This is a genomic window from Oceanobacter mangrovi, assembly GCF_019740315.1.
Lineage (GTDB): Bacteria > Pseudomonadota > Gammaproteobacteria > Pseudomonadales > Oceanobacteraceae > Oceanobacter > Oceanobacter mangrovi.
The window spans coordinates 457,628-475,939 of record NZ_JAHXZR010000002.1; the positions used below are offsets into that span (position 1 = coordinate 457,628).

General features: G+C 51.7%; 11 protein-coding genes. 3 read left to right on the top strand and 8 right to left on the bottom strand.

What is annotated here, in order from left to right; translation table 11 throughout:
* Positions 1–138: 138 nt before the first annotated feature.
* From K6123_RS05995 to K6123_RS06030, 8 genes are all read right to left on the bottom strand, one after another.
* Entirely contained in the window at positions 139–2,829 is a 2,691-nt protein-coding gene (locus K6123_RS05995; RefSeq protein ID WP_221795150.1) for an RHS repeat-associated core domain-containing protein, read from the bottom strand.
* Positions 2,830–2,842: 13 nt separating this feature from the next.
* Positions 2,843–4,693: an RHS repeat domain-containing protein gene (locus tag K6123_RS06000; RefSeq protein WP_221795152.1), complete on the bottom strand. Its 1,851-nt coding sequence runs from the start codon at positions 4,691–4,693 to the stop codon at positions 2,843–2,845.
* A 244-nt stretch (positions 4,694–4,937) separates the two neighbouring features.
* On the bottom strand, positions 4,938–5,621 hold the full coding sequence (locus K6123_RS06005) for a response regulator transcription factor (RefSeq protein ID WP_221795153.1): 684 nt from the start codon (positions 5,619–5,621) through the stop codon (positions 4,938–4,940).
* Between the two features lie 32 nt (positions 5,622–5,653).
* Positions 5,654–7,033, bottom strand: a complete 1,380-nt coding sequence (locus K6123_RS06010; protein WP_221795155.1) for a cache domain-containing protein — start codon at positions 7,031–7,033, stop codon at positions 5,654–5,656.
* A gap of 98 nt (positions 7,034–7,131) precedes the next feature.
* Positions 7,132–8,421, bottom strand: a complete 1,290-nt coding sequence (locus tag K6123_RS06015; protein WP_221795157.1) for a TRAP transporter large permease — start codon at positions 8,419–8,421, stop codon at positions 7,132–7,134.
* Positions 8,418–8,948, bottom strand: coding sequence for a TRAP transporter small permease subunit (locus tag K6123_RS06020; protein WP_246624637.1), 531 nt, complete (start codon positions 8,946–8,948; stop codon positions 8,418–8,420). Before K6123_RS06020 ends, K6123_RS06015 begins: the two co-directional genes overlap by 4 nt.
* Positions 8,949–9,056: 108 nt before the next feature.
* Entirely contained in the window at positions 9,057–10,133 is a 1,077-nt protein-coding gene (locus K6123_RS06025; RefSeq protein WP_221795159.1) for a TRAP transporter substrate-binding protein, read from the bottom strand.
* Positions 10,134–10,581: 448 nt separating this feature from the next.
* The gene (locus K6123_RS06030) at positions 10,582–11,052 is read right to left on the bottom strand and encodes an Lrp/AsnC family transcriptional regulator (protein ID WP_221795161.1); all 471 of its coding nucleotides are present in this window, start codon (positions 11,050–11,052) and stop codon (positions 10,582–10,584) included.
* A 462-nt stretch (positions 11,053–11,514) separates the two neighbouring features.
* On the opposite strand from K6123_RS06030, the gene putP reads away from it, so the two are divergent.
* From putP to K6123_RS06045, 3 genes are all read left to right on the top strand, one after another.
* Entirely contained in the window at positions 11,515–12,981 is a 1,467-nt protein-coding gene (gene putP / locus K6123_RS06035) for a sodium/proline symporter PutP (RefSeq protein ID WP_221795164.1), read from the top strand.
* 322 nt (positions 12,982–13,303) lie between these two features.
* Positions 13,304–16,960, top strand: coding sequence for a bifunctional proline dehydrogenase/L-glutamate gamma-semialdehyde dehydrogenase PutA (gene putA, locus K6123_RS06040; RefSeq protein ID WP_221795166.1), 3,657 nt, complete (start codon positions 13,304–13,306; stop codon positions 16,958–16,960).
* A gap of 371 nt (positions 16,961–17,331) precedes the next feature.
* Complete coding sequence (locus tag K6123_RS06045) at positions 17,332–18,273, top strand: helix-turn-helix transcriptional regulator (protein ID WP_221795168.1); 942 nt, start codon at positions 17,332–17,334, stop codon at positions 18,271–18,273.
* Positions 18,274–18,312: the final 39 nt, after the last annotated feature.

An 18,312-nucleotide genomic window follows, 5' to 3' on the forward strand; every position in this document is an offset into this window, starting at 1 on the left:
GAAACTTCTCATGGAACAATGAAAAGTGATTATTGCAGTACCCACTAGCCAAACTGGTAGACGAAAAAAACCACATCAAAAACCACAGTGCAGCACAAGCAATCAATGCACTTAGAACGAATAAAACAACCCGTTCCTTCATCGGTAACACCTAATACCACGTCTCGTGCTTCGACATGTCTTTGTAGATGAATTTCTCAATACGTCTGAAGCAAAAGACTGACACTGATTCCAAGGCCACCAACGGCCCAATGGCCTACCCAATTCTAATTGCTCGTTTACCTTATTTTCATCTACATCACTAACCAGCTCACAACTGGAGTTTGTTTTATCTCGTTGGCGGTGATCACAAACTTGAACTGGATCACCAGGTAAATCACCAGATTGGTTTCCAGCGTCACCACAGCTACTTTTTGCTGGCCCCATTCCAGCTTCAACAGAGTCCGTCTTAATCCATTGGTGATCTAAGGGATTCCAGCTAATACCGAAAGCAGGTTGACTGCATAAATAAACATCCAAGCCCAATGGATCTGTATAAATCAACGGATTTTGGTAAGCATATCCATAGGTATTAATACCGCCCATCAACCCAATTGGATCACTCTGAATGTATCGTCCAAGACTGGGATCATAGTACCGATGCCAGTTATAACTCAGTCCGCTTTCGGCATCATAGTACTGGCCTGGAAATCTCAGGTTCAGAGTGACTTGTTGGCCATCCTCATCTGGATCTTCATCGGCGACATCTTCACCAAAGGCGCGCTGTTGCAATTGCCAGACAATAGCGCCGGATTCGTCGGTGGCAATTTGCGGGGTGGCCAGGTGGTCACTATGAATGTAATAGATCTGGCCGTTCTCGATCATGGCCAGGGGTTCGATACCAAGCCAGACATAGTTTTTCAGTACGTTGCCGGTCGAATCTACTTCATTAATCAGGCGTCCTTGCTGGTCGTAGTTATAGTAGGTAGTGACAGAGTCTTGTGCTTTGCTGACGCGAAGCTGATCAACTCCATATTCATAGCTCGTTGTTACGCTGTTGGCGGAGACGCTGGCAAGGTGCCCGGTTGGGTCGTAGTCGAAGTAACCTTGCCCTTGTTGGACGGTTTGCCCCAGGGCATTCAGTACGAGGGTTTCTGCTTTGGTGCCTGTGATGGACTCCAGGCGGTTTGTACCAGACTCATAGCTATACTGGGTCGAATCGCCATCGTCATTGCTGTGTTCGGTTCGATTGCCAACGGCGTCGTAGTCAAAGCTGTCTTCGAGGCCTTGCTGATCAGCAACAGTCAGATGAGAAAGCAGGTCGTACTGGAAGTATTGGGTATCATCGCCAGTTTCGCCTTGCTGTTCGATTTGCTGAATCCGGTTAATGGCATCACGCGTCAAAGTACGCTCACGCAGAGTAGTGGTGCCTTGCAGGGAGCTGGTTGCCAAGTCTCCGTCGAGGTCATACTCCCGGGTCAGTTTGAGCCCATTTCCGTAGGTTAAGCCGGTTACCAATTCAGACCAAGGCAAATATTCAATACTGGTTGCCAATATCTGGCTAGCGGAATCGCCGACATTTTGCCAGCTCAGTTTGGCAACTTTCCCGGCACCGTCATAGCTAAATTCAAGAGTGTCTCCGCCAGGATACTCTATGCTCACCAGCTGACCGTTGCTGGCATAATTCCATATGGTGGTCAGGGAAATTGCTGGCGTACTGGAGTAAGAGATTTCTTTGCTGGCAATTTGCCCGGTCACATCATAGTTGTAATCAGTTGTGTGGCCATTTCTATCCGTAACTCGACTAAGTCGGCCAATAGAGTAGGAGTGATCTTCAAGGTCATATTCCAGCTGAACCTGGCTCTCATCGTAATAAGTGATAGTTGTCAGGCGGTTCAGAGCATCGTAGGTGTAGCTGGTTGTTTGAGATAATGCATTGGTACGGGTCTTTCGATTGCCCGCAAGATCGTAAGTGTAGGTGGCTGTGCCGGTATCCGGGCTGGATTCATTGGTCAGATCGCCATAGCCATTATAAATATAGGTCGTGACATGACCGTTAGGATCGGTAACGGAGGTAACTTGCCCTCGATCGTTATATTCAAAGCTGGTTGTGCCCGAGGCAGGATCAACAATGTCCGTCACTCGATCCAGATCGTTGTAGGTATAACTGGTCTGCCTGCTCAGGGCGTCTGTTGTTTCTTCAAGTTGATTACGACTGTTATTGACAATATTGGTTGACTGATTGTCACCATCAATATTCTGGTACTTACGACCGCCAGCGTCGAATGCTTGCTGATATCGTCTTACAATTGAGCCCGCATCATCACTGGCTTCCCAGGTGGTGATATTGCCCAGCAGGTCGCGAGTAATATTGACTTCGTCGCCTGTTTCATTCGTCAGTTTCAGGGTACGACCAGCAACATCGTATTTGATATCCAGTGTGCTGCCGTCTGGCAATTCGGCATGGATGATCTGGCCAGCGGCGTTGTACTGATAGCTATAGACCAGAGCCCCATCGCTGGACGATAGTTCTGTTGTCTGGATATTACCATTCCAGTCATAGGTGTTGAGCCAGGTTTCTCCATTCTCTAATTGGATCGTCCCAGGTCTATCATTTCCAAAAAAATCAGAGTAGACAGTTGTTTGCCCTAGCGGATTGGTTTCCAGTGTCAGGTTTCCGTCGTCGTCATATTCATAGGTGTAAACATCAGACACGTCGGTTCTGGGGCCATCTTTAAGAATGACGAGGCCCATTTCGTTGTATTCATAATCCCATGCTCGTCCAGCTTCTACGATAGATGATGTAGACAGGAATACGGCCAGGCTAACCCATACTGAAATATTTTTCATATTGAAGTCCATTTTATTCCCATCCATCCGGAGTTATTTCATAGTGGGTCAAGTTGCCATCTGTGTATTCGAAATCCTCACTATAGGTCTCATACTCAATATTGCTCGGACGTTTAAGTATGTCGGTTGTATCAATGGTAATATTTTTGTGGGTTTCTACATCGCTCCCTGATGCCGAAACATAGGTTCCGCCAGTGTCAGAATCCGGGTAGGTGTTTGTTACTCCCTCCCATGTGATGGATTTGACACGCCCGGAAGAATAATAGGTGTAAGTTATGTTTTGTTGCTGACAGCTACTAACGGCTTCGCCATCTATCGATAGCAATGCTCGGGAACTGTTCACCGTTCCATATGTATAGGTTGTATCTCGCCCCAGCGCATTGGTAACCACTCGGGTATCTTCGTCTGGATACTCCACAGACACTGACTCGACTCCATCTCGCAAAGAAGAGTAAACTGCTCGGCCTTCATCATCGTATTCAAATTCAGCATATAGCTCAGGACCCGATGATACCGCTGGGTCATAGTCGTATATTGATGTTAGTGCAGCGGGCCAGTTTTCATCATTGTATTTGAAAACACGTTTGAATTTAAACTCAGCACGGTAGTAGTATTTGGCAGAAAAAAGCACAGGAAATTTTTTGTATAATTCATTATTTGTAACTACAGTGGATGAATATCCATTCGTCACATCTTTGTATCGCCATTCCAATACAACCACTCCATTCGGATATTTAACCCTCTTTAGTGTGCCGTCTACGTAAATTAACTTAATTATGCTGCCGTCTGAGTGGGTAATACTTGTTAATTGTGAATCATCATTATACTCAAGGGTATGTTCAATTCCTTCTGAGTATTCAACAATACGAAGTCTACCTTCATCGTCAAAATAGCGTTTGGGCTCGCCTGGAATTGTTACTGAGTAGCGCCGATATTCATCACTGCTATCTCTGGTGTAATCCAGCTTGTAACCAGGTTTTTGATCTGAGCTTCCATACTCAAACCAGTCTATATCACCTTTGGGCGAGTACAATGAAGCCTTTGCTAGTCGACCGGAGCTATAAAAGCTGGTGTCCAAGAAATAACTGTAACTATGACGCCAATACTGTGTTGCATCACCGTTAAATCTTATGCCAGAGGTGGATATTTCATTGTCGGTTACTGAAACGGTAGAGAATGATGCTAACGGACTGGAGTATTTATCCAAGGTGTAGCCTGGAGAGTATTCTTTGATGATTGTTTGGGTCTGGTATGATTTCTCAGTATTGTAGCCACTTTCAGTTAATAGGTTGTTCGATCTGTTGTTGTAATAATACTCAAAAATAATGGGGTGTACCCTGCCTGCAGTGGCAAATTTCTGTGTGCGAAGTTTACGTCCATCATTGAAATTGATAGGGTGATCCGATTGGTTTGCGCAATTAAAATATTCTGGTTCTGGTGTGCAGAAATCAGAGCTGACTGATGCGGTGCTACAGTATTTTCGACATATGGGGTTGCCATCATCGTCAGTTTCAATACTGTCTCCTGGCTCACAAATCAACGCTAGTACATTCTGATCTGTCATGACTCCCGTACCATTAAAAACAGTGTCGCCATCACTGTTCTCTTTCCAATATCCCCATGCGCAGTTTCCTTTATACCGAACTTCTGAAACCTGTTTATACAAGGGGATAGAGTCCAAAACCACTATATGGGGGTAGTTGACGGTATATTTATTATATACGAAATCCTGGCATGCGCTCTTCAATGCTGAGTAGGGGTCTCCTGCAATGGCTTTATATCCACCTACGGTGGTGTACCATTGAAGAGACTGGGCGCTGCAAAAAAACAATAGTCCGAAAAAAGCCAGGGCAACTCGCGACATTAATTAATTCCTTTTAATTAGCTATTGCCCCAAAATAGCATGCATTTATCAATAGTTTTGTGATCGATTTATCAACCGCTGATTGGCTTTTTGCACGCCGCCTTGCTGGATAATAAAAAGTAGATGTTTTGTCGGGTAGTGTCTATTTGAGGGTGTTTTTCTGGCGATTCTTTACGATTTTTGTGAGAGTATCTGGCAGGAATCATATCTCCCGGCGTCTGATCCGGGAAATATGGAGAAGTAATCAGGCTGGTTTCCCAATGCCGTTATCCAGCGCGTAACGAATAAGGCCGGCTGAGTTATTGATGCCGAGTTTCTGTTTGATTTTCAGACGATGGGCTTCGACGGTACGGACAGAAATGCTGAGTTCGGCGGCGATTTCCTTGTTGCAGAGGCCGTCGGTCAACAGTGCCAGGACGTCGGTTTCTCGTGGGCTGAGAGCGGAGGCTGGATGGTTACCGCTGTTGGCTGGCTGATTACGATCGCCCGGCATACCAAATTCGCTGAACAGGGTTTTGGCAACGCTGGAGCTGAAGTAGGTACCGCCCTGATGGACCGTTTGTACCGCCAGCAGGAGTTCTTCGGTCGCCACGTCTTTTAATACGTAACCGGCTGCACCCGCCTGAATGACCTTGAAAATGTATTCGCGGTTGTCGTGCATGGTGACGATTAACAGGCGGGTATCCGGAAATTGCTCACGAAAGGCGGCGCAGGCTTCGATGCCGCCCATCACCGGCATGGATATATCCAGCAATACCACGTCGGGGTGGTGAATGGCGGTTTGTTCTAGTGCTTCCTTGCCATTGCTGACGTCTGCTACCACTTCGATGTAGCTTTCGCTTTCCAGGCTGGCTTTGAGGCCTTCCCGCACCATAGGATGATCGTCGGCAATCAGCAAACGGATCGGTGTGCGCTCGGATGTCGTCATACGCTACCTTTGTTGTTGTAGAAGAGGCTGGCTCAGACCTCTCCGGAATTCCTCGACATAGTCGGATTGAGCTGGAATTCGGCTTTCACCAGTGTACCCCTCGCTTTGCGACTGCGAACACTAAACTTTCCTCCTAGCAATTCAACCCGCTCACGCATGTTCATCAGGCCAATACCGCTGTTATCTTCCTCAAGGGTAAAACCGCTGCCGTTGTCGGCCATCACCAGAATGGCCTTGTTGGCGGTGGTGGTGACGCTGAGCAGAATCTGGTTAGCCTGAGCATGTTTGCGAATATTGGTCAGAGCTTCCTGAACCACCCGGTAAATGGTCATTTCAATGGCGTCGGGCAGGCGCTCCATCGGCAGCCGGATACGACGGCGGGTGTGTACGGGCAACTGTTCTTCCAATTCATCCAGCAGGCCGTTCAGAGCTGCTTCCAGCCCCAGATCATCCAGCAGCACCGGTCTCAAATTATGGGAGATGCGGCGCACTTCCTGAATCGCGATGTTGAGCTGCTCCGCCGCCTTGGCGACATGCTCCAACGCTTTTTCCTGAGGCCACTGCTTTTCCACCAGATTGATACGCAACTTGGCCGATACCAGCAATTGATTAATGCCATCGTGTAATTCGCGGGCAAAGTTTCGACGCTGGAATACCTGAAAAGTTACCGAGCGATTGGCCAATTGTTGCAGCCGCTGGTCGGCCATCTGGGTGGTGTGCATGTTCACCAGGGTGACAATCAGCACCACCATCGACAGTGTCACGATCAGCAATATGGTGGAGGCCCAGAAGCTCTTGCGTACATTACTGGCGACCTTTTGCTCCATCAGCTGGATTTCCTTGGCGATGTCATCCACGTACAAGCCCGTGCCGATCATCCAGCCCAGTTCGGGAATGCGGATTACGTAGGACAACTTGGTGACGTCGGAGCCTTTGGTCGGTTTGCGCCAGAAGTATTGGTAATAGCCGCCGCTGTTTCGGGAAACGTCGAGTAGCTCGCGAATGATGTAGTGGCCGTTCTCGTCCTGCAGATCATAGAGGTCGCGGCCTTCAAGTTCTGGCTGGGTCGGGTGAACCAGATTGACGCCTTCGGCGGTGTAAGCAAAGAAGTAGCCATCCGTGCCATAACGCATCCCACGCAGTTGGTGTTTTATGCGGTATTCCACCTGTGAGCGTTCCATTCCAGCCTGCAGCTGTTCAAGAATCGGGGTGATCGAATTCATTGCCAATTGCACGTGATTTTTCAGCGCCTCACGGCGGCTGGTCATCAGGTTTTCCTGAAAAATGGCGACCTGTTGTTCTGCCATCTCCTTGGCCTGGCGCTGGTACAACCAGCTGATGGTCAGGCTGAGGGCGACCATCGGCAGGATAGTCAGCAGCAAGATTTTGGCCTTGAGAGATAACGCAGGCATGAAGAGTGTCGTCGCTGAGGTGGTTTTTTTGTTATATCGCCAGCAGCAATAAATGCAATAGGGCAGCCACTAAGGCTGCCCTTATACGGACGGAGTGATCAGTCCAGCAGACCGAACCATTCCGGGAAGATCATGATAGCGATCACCACGCCAACCTGCATCAGGATGAATGGCATCACCCCGCGGTAGATGTCGGTGGTTTGTACCGATGGGGGCGCCACACCTTTCAGGTAAAAGAGGGCGAAACCAAACGGTGGTGTCAGGAATGACGTCTGCAGGTTCATTGCGATCAGGATGGCGAACCACAGTGGCGCAATGCCCAGCGCTTCAGCCACCGGATACAGAATCGGCACAATGATGAAGCTGATTTCGACGAAGTCGATAAAGAAGCCCAGTACCATGATGGCGATCATCGACAGAATCAGGAATCCAACCTCGCCACCAGGCAGGTTGCTCAGCACTTCTTCAACGATGGCATCACCACCGGTGTAGGTGAAGGCCATGCTGAAAGCGGTTGCACCCAGCAGGATGGCAAACACCATGGCGCTGATCTTGATGGTTTCCTTGGACGACTCGTAGAGCATTTTCCAGCTGAACTGGCCGTAAATAGCCGCCAGTGCTACCGCACCAATACCGCCCAGTGCGGATGATTCGGTTGGTGTGGCGATGCCAGCGAAGATTGAGCCGAGTACCACCAGAATCAGTGCCAATGGCGGAATGATTGCCTTAAGGGCATCAATGTACATTTGCTTTTTGTTGATCGATGGATCAACCGGCAGTGCCGGGGCTGCTTCCGGTTTTACGAAGGAGTAAATCAGGATGTAGACCACATAAATACCGATCAGCAACAGACCAGGGCCGACGGCAGCATGGAACAGGTCGCCAACCGGAATGCCCATTACGTCGCCAAGAATGATCAGGATGATGGACGGCGGAATGATCTGACCTAAAGTACCGGAGGCACAAATAGTGCCGCAGGCCAGGCCCTTATCGTAGTTGTACTTCATCATGACGGGCAGCGAGATCAGGCCCATCGCTACCACAGAAGCGCCAACCACACCGGTGGAGGCTGCCAGCAATGCGCCAACCAGTACGGTGGAAATGGCCAGGCCACCACGGACACCACCAAACAACTTGGCCATGGCTTCCAGCAGCTGCTCGGCCAAACGGGTTTTCTGCAGAATGATGCCCATGAATACAAACAGCGGTACCGCCATCATGGTGACGTTTTCCATGATGCTCTGCACCCGGAAGGGCATAAAGGCGAAGATATCCGGGCCTTCGGCCAGCACACCAAAAATCAGTGCCACACCGCCAAAGGTGAACGCCACCGGGAAGCCGAACAACAGCATCACCAGGGCAACAATAAACATAATAATACCGATCACAGCGCAGCCCCCTTGTGATGCTCGTGTGTGATACCGCGCAGTTCGTTAATGGCGCCGAGAATCATGCCAACGCCAGAGATCGCAGTGGCAAAAAAGGCAACCGGGATAACGGATTTGATAATCCAGCGGGCAGGCAGGCCGCCGGGGTCGCCAGAGGTTTCACCCAGTGAGAACGCTTCGTGGGCAAAGCCGATACCGTAATAACCAACCAGGATGCAGAACGGAATCAGCAGAATCAGGCCGCCACCAATATCAATCCAGTTTTTCCAGGATTGCGGCAGGCGTTCGTAAACCAGGTCAACGCGTACGTGACCTTCTTCTTTCAGGGTGTAGGGCACTGCCAGCATGAACATGGCAGCAAACAGGTGCCATTCCATTTCCTGGGCGCCGATGTACACCACATTCAGGGCGTAGCGCAGCACAACGTCGATAAACACGTTGACCAGTAGCAGCAGAAACAGCGCGGCGGATACAACGCCGAGCAGATCGGAAAAGCGATTGATCGCTCGCTCCAGCCGAACCAGCATAATTTCTCCCTCCGGATATTCGGGAATTTACAAAGACCCGGTGAGGGTCGTGGTGAAAGCAAGCCAGCGCCATGGTTGGCGCTGGCGGCCGGACGGTATCGGATTTTGTTACTGGGCGATACTGTTCAGGTAAGCCTTGTCAGAAATATCGGTCCACGCGCGTACCTTTTTCAGGTAATCGGCCTGGGAATCGAGGATTTCCTTGGCCAGTGGATCTTCATTTGCTTTCTGGGTCAGCAGCTCATCATTGGCCTTGTGCATGGCAGCCATTACGTCAGCAGGGAAAGTCTTGATCTTGACATTTGGATAATCCTTGGCCAGTACTGCCAGGTTTTCCGCAGATTCATGATAAGACTGGATGTACATATCGTAAGCGGCAGTGCGCATGGCGACGCGAAGGATTTCCTGCAGGTCCTCTGGCAGTTTTTTCCAGGTGCGTTCGTTGACCAGGAATTGCAGTTCGGTCGCAGGCTCATGCCAGCCGGTGTAGTAGTAAGGCGCGATCTTGTGGAAACCCATACGCAAGTCCAGTGATGGACCAACCCATTCCAGAGCGTCGATTGTGCGACGTTCCAATGCGGTGTACAGCTCGCCCGGTGGGATGTTGGTTGGGCTGACACCCAACTTGGCCAGAACTTCGCCAGCGAAGCCCGGAATACGCATTTTCAGGCCTTTCAGGTCGTCGAGGGATTTGATTTCTTTCTGGAACCAGCCACCCATCTGGTTGCCGGTGTTACCACCAGGGAAGCTCATCAGGCCGAATGGCTGATATACCTTCTGCATCAGTTCCATACCGCCGCCATGGTAGAACCAGGAGTACTGCTCAGGGGCAGTCATACCGAATGGCATGGTGGTGAAGTACAGGGTGTTTGGCACCTTGCCTTTCCAGTAGTAGGAAGCAGAGTGACCCATGTCGTATTGGCCGGCACGCACCATATCGAACACGCCGAATGGCGATTTGTGCTTGTTGGCAGAGTCAATGGTGATGATCAGACGGCCGTTGGACATTTTTTCTGCCATCGCAGCCATATTGCGCGGAGCGTCACCAAAAATAGGGAAGTCAGTTTGCCAGGTTTCGGCCATTTTCAGACGGTAAACCTTGTCCGCAGCCTGGGCGCCAGTAGCGACGACCAAACCGCACAGACCAGCCAGCAGGCCGCTCTTCAGTCTGGAGAGTTTAATCATTTTGTTTTTATCCTTGATTTTAGGTCCAACACAATCAACGCAGGCGTATTGCCGACGCCAAATGAATAGTGGGCATCGAAATAGTGGTGCAGAGATTGTGAATGGGCCATTCGCAGGAATGCGGTACCTATACGTATTGCTGCGTAGATCGCCGCGCATTATAGGTATTAGTGCTAGGTAAAACTACTTAGGTAGTAGCTTGAGTGGTTGCCGGACAGATGATCGTGGGTATTTGGTCAGAGCAGACTAACCCTGATGGATACTGGTCTGTGGCCGAGGTGAGCTGTTGAAGCAGGGGCTTGTCAGGGTTAGCTGGCTAAGACACTGGTGGATAGGGTTTTGCGTATACGACTTTAGGGTAATTCTGATGATATGGCCGGATTTGTGGTGTTTGCTATTGGGGGCGGAAGGAGTTTGCGCCAGTCTGCGGAGGCTGGCGCTTTGCCTGTCAGATCAGTTTGGACTCCAGATCCTTGACGTCTTCCATGACCACAAAGGTGCTGGTCTGGGTGACGTAGGGCAGGGATGAAATTTTTTCACCCAGCACTGCCCGGTAAGACTCCATGTCGGAGGTACGAATTTTCAGCAGGTAGTCAAACGTCGCCGCCGTCATATGGCACTGCTCAATCTCCGGTATGCCACGGACTGCTTCATTAAAGGCATTCAAAGCCCGGGTGCGGGTGTCGCTGAGCGATACCTGCACGAAAGCAACATACTTGGTGCCGAGCTTCTTCTGGTCGATTAATGCCATATAGCCAAGGATGTAGCCGTTTTCTTCCAGTCGCTTCATTCGGATCTGGCAAGGCGTCTTGGAAAGCCCGACGCGCGATGCCAGTTCGGTCACTGTGATGCGGCCGTTCTTTTGCAGTTCGCGCAAAATGGCCATGTCGAGTTTGTCGAGTTTTTCTGGAGAGTCCATTTGCCTGCCGTTGTTGTGTTTGTTAGTCGGTTGGTAATGTCGTGCGGGATTTGCCAGTCATTCTAAATGCAAGGATTAAGACTTTTCCCCTAAAGAATAGGCTTTTGATGGGAAAAATTCCTTGATTCGGAAGAATATCAGGTGAAAGCAATGATTCAATTTTGCACCAGAAGAATGCAATGCCTAAATTTGTCCTGTTTTGTTGCACTTTAGTGATGCATAAGTGAAAACTTCTTCCAGAATCGTAACTGTGGATCATCTGGCGCGTTTTTTTTGTATTTAAAAAGTATTTTCCCAGGAAAGTTTCTGAAATAGGAAATTCGCCCATCACTCCTGCATTAGTCTTTTCGACCCTCAGGCACGAACCTGTTAGCTTTACAAGCAAGGGTTAGATGTCTCTCGAGAATACGGTGTTCCGCAAGGCGCCAAAATTAATAACGAAAAAACGAAAGAGGACTATCCATGGTTACTTTGACGTTCATTATCTACCTGGCGGTGATGCTGGGTATCGGAATCGTCGCATACCGTCGCACACAGGACTTGTCTGACTACGTGTTGGGTGGCCGTAATCTTGGCCCCATTCCCAGTGCCCTGAGCGCTGGCGCGTCTGACATGAGCGGTTGGTTGTTGCTGGGTCTGCCTGGCTACGCCATGAGCGCAGGTTACGGTGCTTTCTGGCTGGCTGGTGGCCTGCTGGTGGGTACCTGGGCTAACTGGTTGCTGGTTGCCCAGCGTTTGCGGGTTTACTCTCACCGTGCCGGTGATGCCCTGACTCTGCCTGCTTTCTTTGAAAAGCGTTTTGAAGACAACAGCCATGCACTGCGTGTGGTGTCTGCTTTCTTCGTACTGGTCTTCTTCCTGTTCTACACCAGTTCTGGCCTGGTGGCTGGCGGCAAACTGTTTGAAACCGTATTCGGTCTGGATTACCAGCTGGCTGTGGTTCTGGGCGCAGTTGCGGTTATTTCCTACACCATGTTTGGTGGTTTCCTGGCGGTAAGCTGGACTGACGTTGTACAGGGTCTGCTGATGGTTGGCGCCATGGTGCTGGTTCCGGTTATTGCGCTGTCTGAGACTGGTGGTATTGCTTCTACCTTTGACATTATCGCTGCCAAAAACCCAGAGCTGCTGGATGCCTTTACCAATGCTGATGGTTCTTCCATTACTCTGATTGGCACTCTGTCACTGCTGGGCTGGGGGCTGGGTTATTTTGGCCAGCCGCACATTCTGGCACGTTTCAAAGGCATCAAGAGCAAGGATCACGTTCCGGCAGCCCGCCGTATTGCGGTAGCATGGACTGGCGTTTCCATGGCTGGTTCTCTGGCGATTGGTTTGTTCGCAGTGGCCTACCTGAAAACCGATCTGGGTGACAACGAAACCGTTTTCATGGTGATGGTCAATGCGATTTTCCACCCGGTTGTTGCCGGTGTCCTGCTGGCGGCGATTCTGGCTGCCATCATGAGTACTGCGGATTCCCAGTTGCTGGTGTCTTCTTCCGCGCTGGCTGAAGACTTCTACAAAGCCCTGTTCCACAAGGATGCTTCTCCAGAGCGTCTGGTTAACATTGGCCGTTTCGCAGTAGTTGCGATTGCTGTAATTGCCACGTTGTTGGCGATGAATCCGGATTCTGGCGTACTGGATCTGGTGTCTTATGCCTGGGCTGGTTTTGGTGCAGCCTTTGGCCCGGCCCTGATGCTGTCCTTGTACTGGAAGCGCATGACCCGTCAGGGTGCGCTGGCTGGCATCATTGTTGGCGGTGTCACTGTGGTGGTTTGGAAGCAGCTTGAAGGCGGTATTTTCGATCTGTATGAAATTATCCCGGGAGTGATTTTCGCAACCATCGCGGTTGTGTTGGCCTCTCTGGCAACCCGTGAGCCTTCCGGTTCAATCCAGAGCAAGTTCGATGAAGTGGTTGCCGAAGTGCGCAGCTGAGTTCATGCCGAATGAGCTGTCGTTAATGCCGCTGGATCAGCTGGTGTAATGACTTTCCAGACAGGGAGCCTTTGTGCTCCCTGTTTGCGTTCTGGTCAGTGGCTGAATCGGGGGGTGATGAGTTGAAATTGCGAATTTCTGTGTGCTGTAAGACTAAGGTCTTGGTTTTCTAAAGACTAAAAAATAGCCGGATAAAAGAATATAAGACTTTAATATTTAAAAAATGAAGTTCATAAGTCTGCATAAAGTGAAAGTTTAGGAAAAACGATTTTTTCTTGTAAGTAATATGTGGCCAACGTTTCATGTAAATGAGGGCTGTAGCATGACTGCCAATATCCAAGACATTCGTCGCGTTATCCGCGACCGTTACCTGATGGACGAGACCCAAGCGCTGTCCGATCTGGTAGCCAATAGTCGTCTTACCCCGGCTCAGCGTCAGGCAATTTCTACTGATGCCGCTGAACTGGTGCGTCAGGTTCGCGCCAGCAGCCGACCAACCATGATGGAAAACTTCCTCGCTGAATACGGTTTGACCACCCGTGAGGGTGTTGCATTGATGTGCCTGGCAGAAGCTCTGTTGCGGGTACCGGATGCATTCACCATCGACAGCCTGATTGAAGACAAGGTTGCGCCGGGGCAGTGGAGTGAACACCTGGGTCAGTCCAACTCCGGGCTGGTGAATTCATCGACCTGGGCACTGATGCTGACCGGTAAACTGATCGCTCCGGCGGATGGCGAAGGCCTCCGTTCGACGCTGCGCGGTTTGGTCAAGCGTCTCGGTGAGCCGGTTATTCGTGTGGCGGTTGGCCAGGCGATGAAAGAACTGGGTCGCCAGTTCGTATTGGGTAGCAACATCAAGAACGCCACGGATCGTGCCCGCAAGATGGAAGATCGTGGTTACACCTATTCCTACGATATGCTGGGTGAAGCGGCGCGTACTGACAAGGACGCGCTGGCGTACTTCGACTCTTACAGTGCTGCGATTGCTGCCTTGGCACCGCTGTGCACCCGTCCAACCATGGCTGAAAACCCGGGCATCTCCGTCAAGCTGTCGGCGCTGCACCCACGTTACGAATTCGCCAAGCGCGAACGCGTAATGAAAGAGCTGGTTGAGCGTACCCGTGAACTGGCGCGTCAGGCCAAAAAAGCCAATATGGGTTTCAACATCGATGCAGAAGAGGCAGATCGCCTGGATTTGTCCCTCGATGTGATCGTTGCTGTGCTGGAAGATCCAGAGCTGGCTGGCTGGGAAGGTTTTGGTATCGTGGTGCAGGCTTTTGGTCAGCGTACCGCCTATGCCATCGACTTCCTCTATGCCCAGGCCCAGCGTCTGGACCGTCGCATCATGGTGCGTCTGGTGAAAGGTGCCTACTGGGATGCGGAAATCAAACGCGCCCAGAGCCTTGGTCTGGCGGGTTTCCCGGTTTATACCCGCAAATCACACACTGACGTTTCCTACCTCTGCTGCGCCGAAAAACTGCTGGGTATGACCGATCATATCTATCCGCAGTTTGCTACTCACAACGCTCATTCTGTGGCGGCAGTACTGCGCATGTCGCAGGGTATCGGCAAGGACAAGTTTGAATTTCAGCGTCTGCACGGTATGGGTGAATCCCTCCATGATGCGGTGCATACCCGTGAAGGCACCCGCTGCCGGATCTACGCACCGGTGGGCGAACACCGTGACCTGCTGGCTTACCTGGTGCGTCGTCTGCTGGAAAATGGCGCCAATAGCTCGTTCGTAAACCAGATTGTGGATCACCGAATTTCGCCTGAAATGATTGCCCGTGATCCGTTCGAGGCTGCTGGTGTGTTTGAGGTGATCAAGCCAAGCCAGAAAATCCTGCCAGCCGCCAAACTGTTTGGTGACAAGCGCAAGAATGCCAAGGGTTGGGACATCACGGATGTGGTTGAAGTGGGTCACTTGCTGGCTGCCCGTCAAGCCTTTGCAACTCATAAGTGGCAAGCCGCGCCAATGATCGCTGGCGCGGTTGAAGGTGCTGGTACCCAGCCAGTACTGAACCCGGCCAAGCCGTCGGACATGGTTGGTGAAGTGACCCTGACCAGCGCAGCGGATATCGAAACGGCCATTGCCGCCGCCGAAACCGGTGCTGTGGAATGGAACAACACGCCAGTTGCCCAGCGCGCTGCTGCCCTGCAAAAGCTGGCTGATCTGTACGAAGAACACGCGATTGAGCTGTTCGCACTGGTACAGCGTGAAGCCGGTAAAACCCTCGCAGACGCTGTTGGTGAAATCCGTGAAGCCGTCGATTTCGCCCGTTATTACGCCGATCAGGCCTGTCAGCTGAGCGAAAAACTGGCTGGTAAAGGCGAATCCATGGCGGCGCGTGGTGTGATCACCTGTATTTCACCATGGAACTTCCCGCTGGCGATTTTCACTGGTCAGATTTTGGCTGCCATTGGCGCGGGTAACTCAGTGCTGGCCAAGCCAGCAGACCAGACACCATTGATTGCAGCTCGTGCGGTTGAACTGATGCATGAAGCCGGTATTCCGGCCAACGTGATTCAGTTGCTGCCAGGCTCAGGTAAGGATGTGGGGGCGCCACTGACTTCCGATGCTCGCATCAAGGGTGTTTGCTTCACCGGTTCTACCGCAACAGCACAAACTATCAACCGGGCAATGGCCAGCATTATGGCGCCAGATGCGCCGCTGATCGCCGAGACCGGTGGTTTGAACGCCATGATTGTGGACTCCACCGCACTGCCTGAGCAGGTTGTGCGTGACGTGATGGCATCGGCCTTCCAGAGTGCCGGTCAGCGTTGTTCAGCCTTGCGCATCCTCTACGTGCAGCAAGACATTGCCGACAACCTGCTGGAAATGCTGTATGGCGCCATGGACGAGCTGGAACTCGGCAACCCATGGGAACTGACTACCGATGTGGGTCCTGTGATTGACCAGGCCGCTCACAGCAAGATCGAAAACTACGTTGATGCCCACCAGGCTGCTGGCCGGGTACTGAAGCGTATGGCCAAGCCATCTGACGGCCTGTTTGTGTCGCCAGCGGTGGTGAAGGTCAATGGCATTCAGGATATGCCGGAAGAAATCTTCGGCCCTGTGTTGCACGTAGCGACCTTCAAGGGTGAAGAGGTTGATCAGGTGGTTGATGCCATCAACAACAGTGGTTACGGCCTGACCTTTGGTCTGCACACCCGTATGGACAGCCGGGTCGAAAACATTACTCGTCGCATCAAGGTCGGTAACGCCTACGTTAACCGCAACCAGATTGGTGCCATCGTTGGCTCCCAGCCATTCGGTGGTGAAGGCTTGTCTGGTACCGGTCCAAAAGCGGGTGGTCCGCACTATGTCGAGCGCTTTGTGAAGCCTGCTGCCGCACTGGAACGCTTTGTAAATGCTGGTACGGCGGTATCTGTTAGTGAACTGCAAAAAGCACTGGATAGCGTCGCTGCGATGGGCTTCCAGGCCCAGGCGGAGCTGCCAGAGAGCCTGCCGCAACTGGTGAACGACAGCTTTGCTGCCCTGAACGTGCGTATCGCGTTGCAGAACCACGAACCAGAGCTGATGCCAGGGCCAACCGGTGAAACCAACCGTCTGTCTGTGCATGCTCGTGGCGTAGTGCTGTGTCTGGGGCCAACCCTCGAACGCGCACTAAAGCAGGCGGCGATGGCGTTGGCTTGTGGCAACCGCGTGGTCGTAGTCGCTGCCGGTGCGGTGAATGCCGTCAATCTGCTGCGTGGTCACCAGTGGCCAATCGTTGCCATCGATGGTCTGTTGAGCGCGGATGCGCTGGCGGCAGCAACCGGCTTTGATGCTGTGCTGTGTGCCGGTGAAGGCAACCAAATGGTTGAATACCGCAAGGCGCTGGCCAGCCGTAACGGTGCATTGCTGCCGCTGATCAATGATGACAGCAACAGCCATCGTTATGTGCTCGAACGCCATGTCTGTATCGACACCACCGCCGCTGGTGGTAACGCCAGCCTGATCGCTGCGGCAGAATAAACCGCAGCGCTTTTAACAGGCTGAAGAAGCCTTGTTGCAGCCTGTCTGTCCCGCTCAGACAGGCTGCCCGAATTGCTATTTCTGGCTCTCACCAGCCCGTAACGAACCATCAGTATTTTCTGGGTTCAATTCCTTTGCCCGCCTCTGGCGGGCTTTTTTATGCCTGACATGACTGATGCTTTTCCTAATAACTGAACAAGTGTCAGACAATCAAACTGAACAGAATTATCAGTAATAAGGTAACGCCTGTTCGAATGTTTTAAATGCCTCAATAACCGCCGCTCGGCGGGTAATCTTCACAGGAATGTCATGCCCTGACGACCATGCTTTGTGACATAGTGCCGCTATTGGATCACGGCAGGTTTCATGGATTGATGATCGTTAACGCATTGGCCAGCGGGCCTGATGAACATGCGCAATGTACTAATAGGGCTCGTTCCAGTCTGGCGGTAGGTAAGGCTCTGCTGGCCCTGATGGCTGGTCAATGCCCGCTGACAGACTGGTTAACTGAGCTGGCGCAGATTACAGCATCCGACCTGGCGCTGTTTCCTTTGGCTGCGCCCCTGCATCATCTTGTCTCCTTCAGAGATTCTTCTCTGGCTCACCGCTTTGAACAGGAATATGCCGGCCTGCGGGCCTGTCACTCGGATGATCTGGGGCGTTGGCAAAGCTTCGGGCGGCAATATTTCGGTTCATCCATACCTCTGGCGAGTTGCGCTGACAATCCATTAGGTACGCATTTATGGTGTGGTGATGAGCGGCTTGCTTGCCTGCTACAGGGCACTGCCATGCCAAACCTGGTTGCCGTTCTGTCCGGCTGGCTGGCAAACCCGCAATTGCTTGCAGCGCAACCGCTGGATGCGCGTTTGCAGTTGCTGTTCGCTGGCTGTGATCTGGCAATTGTCTGGCTTGGGCGTGATGGTGCCGTTCGCTATTGCAATCAGGGGATAGTGCCGCTGGCGCTGGACGTTGATTCGCTGATCGGCAAGCAACTGCTGAATCCTTTTGCAGCCTTGAGTGGCACCAACAATGTTGCGTCGGTGGAGCTGGAAGATGGCTGGCTGATGGCACTGGTGGATAATAAGCAGCGTTTGCCGAGCGCTGCCTGTATCGCCGCGCGGTTCGAGTTGACGCCCGCAGAAGGGCGCCTTTGCAGAATGTTGGTAGAGGGTAAAAGCCTGGCGGAAGTTGCTGATTTGACCAGCAAGTCAGAAGCGACGGTGCGTTATCAACTCAAACAAGTGTTTCGCAAAACCGGCTGGAAGCGGCAGGGCCAACTGATCAGTACCATTTTGCTGGCCCTGTTACCCTGATCCGCGGCGTGTGATCGCTCTTGCCCGGCAATTTACCCT